Genomic DNA, 311 nt, shown 5'->3' with positions numbered 1-311 from the left:
AGGAGCATATTTGTCGAAATAAAGTGCATGGAAAATGCGGTAAATGCTGCAAAAACCGTGCACTTGGAGGAAAAATATGTTCCGCAGAATAGAAAATCAATATTATCTCGAAGAATTCAATTTGCCCTTCGAAGGCAAATTACGAGCCGATAACCGCTGGGTAAAACTGGCTAAAATGATTCCCTGGGACAAAATCGAAGAACGCTATGCCAATCTTTTCCCCAGCAACCGTGGCCAGGTGGCCAAACCCGTCCGAATGGCACTTGGCGCTTTAATCATCAAAGAAAAATGCGGCTTCAGCGACCGTGAAA

At 44.4% G+C, this 311-nt stretch carries 1 pseudogene; it reads left to right on the top strand.

The annotated features are described in order from the left end of the window. Positions 1–76: 76 nt before the first annotated feature. A pseudogene (locus IT084_RS17800) lies at positions 77–311 on the top strand (IS5/IS1182 family transposase); the annotation flags it as partial.

It is taken from the genome of Desulfallas sp. Bu1-1, from assembly GCF_015594625.1.
In the GTDB taxonomy this organism is placed as follows: Bacteria; Bacillota; Desulfotomaculia; order Desulfotomaculales; family Desulfallaceae; genus JADNRQ01.
This window is presented reverse-complemented; position numbering and strand designations above follow the sequence as displayed.